The sequence below is a fragment of the Betaproteobacteria bacterium genome (genome assembly GCA_016791345.1).
Classification (GTDB): domain Bacteria; phylum Pseudomonadota; class Gammaproteobacteria; order Burkholderiales; family JAEUMW01; genus JAEUMW01.
Genome location: JAEUMW010000232.1, coordinates 1 through 6,386, shown reverse-complemented (window position 1 = coordinate 6,386; position 6,386 = coordinate 1). Strand labels below are relative to the sequence as shown.

Annotated in this window: 11 protein-coding genes; all 11 read left to right on the top strand. The window is 67.0% G+C overall.

Annotated elements, in window-relative coordinates:
- Positions 1 to 637, top strand: a 637-nt coding sequence (hisD, locus tag JNK68_09190) for a histidinol dehydrogenase (GenBank protein ID MBL8540534.1), incomplete at its 5' end; no start/stop codon positions are given.
- Positions 638 to 689: 52 nt separating this feature from the next.
- Complete coding sequence (locus JNK68_09185; GenBank protein ID MBL8540533.1) at positions 690 to 1,757, top strand: histidinol-phosphate transaminase; 1,068 nt, start codon at positions 690 to 692, stop codon at positions 1,755 to 1,757.
- Between the two features lie 5 nt (positions 1,758 to 1,762).
- A complete protein-coding gene (gene hisB, locus JNK68_09180; protein MBL8540532.1) occupies positions 1,763 to 2,350 on the top strand; it encodes an imidazoleglycerol-phosphate dehydratase HisB in 588 nt (195 codons plus the stop codon).
- An 11-nt stretch (positions 2,351 to 2,361) separates the two neighbouring features.
- On the top strand, positions 2,362 to 3,048 hold the full coding sequence (gene hisH / locus JNK68_09175; protein ID MBL8540531.1) for an imidazole glycerol phosphate synthase subunit HisH: 687 nt from the start codon (positions 2,362 to 2,364) through the stop codon (positions 3,046 to 3,048).
- 21 nt (positions 3,049 to 3,069) lie between these two features.
- Complete coding sequence (hisA, locus tag JNK68_09170; protein MBL8540530.1) at positions 3,070 to 3,816, top strand: 1-(5-phosphoribosyl)-5-[(5-phosphoribosylamino)methylideneamino]imidazole-4-carboxamide isomerase; 747 nt, start codon at positions 3,070 to 3,072, stop codon at positions 3,814 to 3,816.
- A gap of 28 nt (positions 3,817 to 3,844) precedes the next feature.
- Complete coding sequence (gene hisF / locus JNK68_09165) at positions 3,845 to 4,612, top strand: imidazole glycerol phosphate synthase subunit HisF (protein MBL8540529.1); 768 nt, start codon at positions 3,845 to 3,847, stop codon at positions 4,610 to 4,612.
- Positions 4,609 to 4,998: a phosphoribosyl-AMP cyclohydrolase gene (gene hisI / locus JNK68_09160; protein MBL8540528.1), complete on the top strand. Its 390-nt coding sequence runs from the start codon at positions 4,609 to 4,611 to the stop codon at positions 4,996 to 4,998. Before hisF ends, hisI begins: the two co-directional genes overlap by 4 nt.
- The gene (locus tag JNK68_09155; GenBank protein MBL8540527.1) at positions 4,995 to 5,324 is read left to right on the top strand and encodes a phosphoribosyl-ATP diphosphatase; all 330 of its coding nucleotides are present in this window, start codon (positions 4,995 to 4,997) and stop codon (positions 5,322 to 5,324) included. The genes hisI and JNK68_09155 overlap by 4 nt, the downstream gene beginning before the upstream one ends.
- A gap of 46 nt (positions 5,325 to 5,370) precedes the next feature.
- Complete coding sequence (locus tag JNK68_09150) at positions 5,371 to 5,721, top strand: histidine triad nucleotide-binding protein (GenBank protein ID MBL8540526.1); 351 nt, start codon at positions 5,371 to 5,373, stop codon at positions 5,719 to 5,721.
- Between the two features lie 29 nt (positions 5,722 to 5,750).
- The gene (gene tatA / locus JNK68_09145; protein MBL8540525.1) at positions 5,751 to 5,978 is read left to right on the top strand and encodes a Sec-independent protein translocase subunit TatA; all 228 of its coding nucleotides are present in this window, start codon (positions 5,751 to 5,753) and stop codon (positions 5,976 to 5,978) included.
- Between the two features lie 39 nt (positions 5,979 to 6,017).
- A partial coding sequence (gene tatB / locus JNK68_09140; GenBank protein ID MBL8540524.1) for a Sec-independent protein translocase subunit TatB occupies positions 6,018 to 6,386 on the top strand: 369 nt, incomplete at its 3' end.

Below are 6,386 nucleotides of genomic sequence, written 5' to 3'. Positions count from 1 at the left end.
GGCGGCGAAGCGGCAGGTCTTCGGCGTGGTCGGCATCGACATGGTGGCCGGTCCGTCGGAGATCCTCGTCATCTGCGACGGCAGCACCGACCCCGACTGGGTGGCGATGGACCTCTTCTCCCAGGCCGAGCACGACGAGCTTGCGCAGGCTGTGCTGCTGAGTCCCGATGCCGGCTTTCTCGACGACGTCGAGGCGAGCTGCGAACGCCTGCTCGGCGAGATGTCGCGCGCCGGCATCATTCGCGCCGCACTGGCCGGCCGCGGTGCGCTGATCCATGTGCGCACGCTGGCCGAGGCATGCGAGATCGCGAACCGCTTCGCACCGGAGCATCTCGAGCTGTCGGTTTCCGATCCGGAAGCGCTGCTGCCGCTGATCCGGCATGCCGGCGCGATCTTCCTCGGCCCCTACGCCTCGGAAGCGCTCGGTGATTACTGCGCCGGGCCGAACCACGTGCTGCCGACCTCGCGCACCGCGCGCTTCTCGAGCCCGCTCGGCGTGTACGACTTCCAGAAGCGCTCCAGCATCATCCGTGTCTCCGCCGCCGGCGCCGCTACGCTCGGGCGCGTCGCGCAGGAACTCGCGCGCGGCGAAGGGCTGGAAGCGCACGCCCGTTCCGCTGCCTATCGAATCCATTGAACTGCGGGGCGCGCCGCGCCAGCGCGGTTCGCACCGGCGAGTGCTTGCGAGCATGTCCCTGAGTCCAGAGCAGTTGATCCGCGACGACATCCGGCGCCTGGCCGCGTACCACGTACCGGAGAGTCGCGGCTGCGTGAAGCTCGACGCGATGGAGAACCCGTATCGGCTGCCGGAGGCGCTGCGCGCATCCCTCGGCGAGCTGGCCGGGCAGGCGGCGCTCAACCGTTATCCGGATCCCACCGCGCCGGCGCTCAAGGCGCGGCTGCGCGCAGTGATGGACGTGCCGGAGGGCATGGACATCCTGCTCGGCAACGGCTCGGACGAGCTCATCCAGATCCTCGCCATGGCGCTCGCGCGCCCCGGTGCCGTCATGCTCGGCGTCGAGCCGTCGTTCGTCATGTACCGCATGATCGCCACCTTCTGCGGGCTGTGCTACGAGTCGGTTGCGCTGCGCGCGGACTTCACGCTCGACATCGACGCGTGCCTCGATGCGATCGCGCGCCATCGGCCCGCCGTCATCTTCATCGCGTACCCCAACAATCCGACCGGCAATCTGTTTGACCGCGAGGGGCTATCGCGTATGATTGAAGCAAGTCCGGGGCTCGTGGTGATCGATGAAGCGTATTACGCGTTCGCCAATGCGAGCTTCCTGCCACGGCTTGCCGACTACCCGAACCTGCTGGTGATGCGTACGGTATCGAAGCTCGGTCTGGCGGGATTGCGGCTCGGACTCATCGCCGGTCGCCCCGAGTGGCTCTCGGAGTTTGACAAGGTGCGCCTGCCTTACAACATCAACGTGCTGACGCAGCAAGTGGCCGAGCGCGTCCTCGGCGAGCCGCAGGTGCTGGAGACTCAGGCTGCCGCAATCCGCGCGGAGCGCGGCCGGCTGGCCGCCGCCCTGGTGACGGTGCCGCAAGTTCAGGTGTTCCCGTCCAGCGCGAACTTCATCCTGTTCCGGATACCCGCGGCGAGCGCGGTGTTCGCGGCGCTCAGGGCGCGGCGCGTGCTCGTGAAGAACCTGGAAGGCGGACATCCCCTGCTCGCCGACTGCCTGCGCGTGACGGTCGGCACGCCGGAAGAAAACGACCAGTTCCTGCATGCGCTTGGCGCGAGCGTGTAACCGCCATGCGCACTGCACGTATTGCCCGCCAGACGCTGGAGACGGAAATCGAGGTCGCACTCGGCCTCGACGGCACCGGCTGTGCACGGCTCGCCACCGGCGTCCCGTTTCTCGACCACATGCTCGATCAGATCGCGCGCCACGGCATGCTCGATCTCGAGGTCACCGCGCGCGGCGATCTGCACGTCGATGCCCATCACACGGTGGAGGACGTCGGAATCACCTTCGGCCAGGCGCTGGCGAAGGCGCTCGGCGACAAGCAGGGTGTGCGCCGCTACGGCCACGCCTACGTTCCGCTGGACGAGGCGTTGTCGCGGGTGGTCGTCGATCTTTCCGGGCGACCGGGGCTCGAGTTTCACGCGACTTTCACGCGTGGGCGCGTGGGCGAGTTCGATGTCGATCTGGTCTACGAATTCTTCCAGGGGCTGGTGAATCACGCGAAGATGACCCTGCACATCGACAACCTGCGCGGGCGCAACGCGCATCATCAGGTCGAGACCATTTTCAAGGCCTTCGGGCGGGCACTGCGCGTTGCGGTGGAAGCCGATCCGCGGGCGGCCGGGCTCACGCCCTCGACCAAGGGGTCGCTGTAACGCGAGTGCGCATGGCCGCAGATATCGCGATCGTCGACTACGGCATGGGCAACCTGCGCTCGGTGCTGAAGGCCTGTGCGCACGTGGCACCGGGAGCCAAGGTCGTCATCACCGACGATCCGGCCGAGGTGCGCGCGGCGCGCCGCGTGGTCTTCCCGGGGCAGGGCGCGATGCCCGACTGCATGCGTGAACTGGACCACCGCGGGCTGCGGCCCGCCGTCATCGAGGCGGCGGCGTCGAAGCCGTTTCTCGGCATCTGCATCGGCCTGCAGATGCTCTTCGAATGGAGCGACGAAGGCGGCGTGGCGGGGCTCGGCATCCTGCCGGGAAAGGTCGTGCGCTTTCCCCACGATGCCATGGTGGACGCCGCCGGCGGACGCCTCAAGGTCCCGCACATGGGCTGGAACCGGGTTCATCAGACCCGGGCGCATCCGCTCTGGGCCGGGATCGAGGAGGGTGAGCGCTTCTACTTCGTCCACAGCTATTTCGTGGAGCCGGCCGATGCGAGCCTGGTGGCGGGCGAGAGCGAATACCCCTTCCGCTTCACCTGCGCAGTCGCTCGGGATAATCTCTTCGCGCTGCAGTGCCATCCCGAGAAAAGCCAGGCGGCGGGGCTGCGGCTGCTCGCCAATTTCGCGACGTGGCAGCCGGCCATGCGCGCGCGGGACGGCACAGCGGCGTTGCGTTTGCGGGCATAGCCATCATCCGGGTCACCAGCGATGCTCATCATCCCAGCCATCGATTTGAAGGACGGACATTGCGTCCGGTTGAAGCAGGGCGACATGGACGGGGCGACCGTGTTCTCGGACGACCCCGGCGCGATGGCCAGGCACTGGCTCGATCGCGGTGCGCGCCGTCTGCACGTGGTCGATCTCAACGGCGCGTTCGCCGGCAAGCCGCGCAACGAAGCGGCCATCAAGGCGATCGTGAACGCCATCGGCGATGAAATCCCGATCCAGCTCGGCGGCGGCATTCGCAGCCTGGAAGTGATCGAGCGCTATCTGGACGACGGGGTGACGTACATCATCATCGGCACCGCGGCGGTGAAGACGCCCGGCTTCCTGCACGACGCCTGCTACGCCTTCCCCGGTCACATCATGGTCGGACTCGACGCGCGCGACGGCAAGGTGGCGGTGGAGGGCTGGTCGAAGATGACCGGTCACGACGTGCTCGATCTGGCGAAGAAGTTTCAGGACTACGGCGTCGAGGCCATCATCCACACCGACATCGGCCGCGACGGCATGATGCGCGGCCTCAACGTCGATGCCACGGTGGCCCTGGCGCGGGAGCTTGCCGTGCCGGTGATCGCGAGCGGCGGCATCTCCAGCCTCGACGACGTGCGCGCACTGTGCGGCTTCGAGGCCGAAGGCATCGTCGGCGCCATCACCGGCCGCGCGCTCTATGAGGGCAGTCTCGACCTCACGGCGGCGCAGACGCTGGCCGATGAACTGACCACGGGGCAGTGAGCCGGCACGGCCAGGAGCACACACCGCGATGCCTCTCGCGAAACGAATCATCCCCTGTCTCGACGTGACGGGGGGGCGCGTCGTCAAGGGCGTGAACTTCGTCTCCCTGCGGGACGCCGGAGACCCCGTCGAGATCGCCCGCCGCTATGACGAGCAGGGCGCCGACGAACTCTGCTTTCTCGACATCACCGCGAGCTCGGACGAGCGCGACACCATCGTGCAGGTGATCGAGGCGGTCGCCGAGCAGGTGTTCATTCCGCTCACCGTCGGCGGTGGAGTGCGCTCGGTCGCCGATGTCCGCAAGCTCCTCAATGCCGGTGCCGACAAGGTCAGCATCAACACGGCGGCGGTACAGAACCCGGCGCTGGTCGAAGAGGCCGCCGGGCGCTTCGGCTCGCAGTGCATCGTGGTGGCGGTCGACGCCAAGCAGGCGGGCAAAGAAGGTTCGCGCTGGGAAGTGTTCACGCACGGCGGACGGCGTCCGACGGGGCTCGACGCGGTCGCGTGGGGCGAGCGCATGCAGGCGGCGGGTGCCGGTGAGATACTGCTCACGAGCATGGATCGGGACGGAACCAAGGCGGGGTTCGATCTTGCGCTCACCCGCGCGTTTTCCGAGGCGCTGGAGATTCCGATCATCGCGAGCGGTGGCGCGGGGAACCTCGATCACCTTGCCGATGCCATAGCGGTCGGTCGGGCCGATGCGGTGCTCGCCGCGAGTATCTTCCATTACGGCGAGTTCACGATCGGCGAAGCCAAGGAGCGGCTTGCAGGCCGCGGCATCGAGGTACGGCAGTGAGCGCGGCGTGGCTCGATCAGGTGCAGTGGAACGCTGATGGACTCGTCCCCGTCGTCACCCAGGATGCGGGTAGTGGCCGCGTCCTCATGCACGCCTGGATGAACCGGGCGGCGCTGGCGGAGACCGTCGCGAGCGGACGCGCCGTGTACTGGTCGCGCTCGCGCGCCCGGCTCTGGCGCAAGGGCGAAGAGTCCGGGCACGTGCAGCGGGTATCCGAGATTCGTCTCGATTGCGACCGGGACGCACTCTTGCTGCGCGTCGAGCAGGCGGGCGGCGTGGCTTGCCACACCGGGCGTGAAAGCTGTTTCTTTGCAAGGCTCGAACAGGAAAAGTGGGAGGAGGTTGATCCGGTGTTGAAGGACCCTCGGGAGATCTATCGGAAATGATCAATGCCGAAGTGCTGCACCGCATCGGTGAAGTGCTGGAAGCGCGCAAGTCGTCTGCGGCGGAGTCCTCGTACGTGGCGGGGCTCTTCTACAAGGGCGAGGACGCCATCCTGCGCAAGGTCGGAGAGGAGGCGATCGAGGTCATGCTCGCCTCCAAGACCGGTGATAAACTGCATTTGGTGCGGGAGGTGGCGGATCTCTGGTTTCACACCCTCGTGCTGCTTTCCTTCCAGGGGCTCGGTCCCTCCGACGTGCTGCACGAGTTGAGGCGGCGCGAGGGGATCTCGGGCATCGACGAAAAGGCGGGGCGCAACGCGGCGCCCTGACGCGGTCAGGCCCGCCGCCTGCATCCGCAGCGAGTTCCGGTGAGTCATGGATAACTGCATCTTCTGCAAGATCGTGCGGGGCGAGATTCCCAGCAAGAAGATCTATCAGGACGACGACATCATCGCGTTTCACGACATCCGGCCGGTTGCGCCGGTGCATTTCCTGGTCGTGCCCGCCCTTCACATCCCCTCGCTCGCGGAAGTGACCGAGGACAACCGGGCGCTCCTGGGCAAGATCCTGGTGGTGGCCTCGCGCCTCGCGAAGGAGCAGGACTGCACGGAGGGTTACCGGACCATCGTCAACACCGGGCGCGTGGGCGGCCAGGAAGTGCATCACCTTCATCTGCACGTGCTCGGCGGCGACGAGCCGCTCGGGCCCATGCTCGCCAGGCGCTGACCGCAGATCACGCGAGTGCGGAGGACGACATGGGTTCATTCAGCATCTGGCACTGGCTCATCGTACTGCTCGTGGTGCTGCTCATCTTCGGCACCCGGAAGCTGCGCAACATGGGGCAGGATCTCGGCGCGGCCGTGAAGGGATTCAAGGACGGCATGAAGGACGACTCGGCAGCGTCGAAGTCGTCGGACACGCCACACCTTACCGGCCAGACCATCGAAGGCGAAGTCAAGGACAAGACCCAGAACCGGGCCTGACGGGTCGGCGCCGCCACACGCTTCCATCGGACGAACACGATGTTCGATCTGGGCTTCTCGGAAATGCTGGTGATCGGGCTCGTCGCGCTCGTCGTCATCGGACCGGAGCGGCTGCCCAAGGTCGCGCGCACCATCGGCACCATGCTCGGGCGCATGCAGCGCTACGTGAACGACGTGAAGGCCGAAGTGGAGCGGGAGATGCAACTCGAGGAACTGCGCAAGCTGCAGGCGAACGTCGAAACGCAGGCGCGCTCCCTCGAGCAGGGTGTGATATCGCAGATGAACGAAACCGAGCAGTCACTGCGGAAGATCGCCGACGACGCCACCCCCGCTCTGCACGGTGCGGCTGCCCAGGGCGACGCGCCGGAAGGCACGCATCCGGGTCAGCTGGAACTCAGCCTGGGCGAG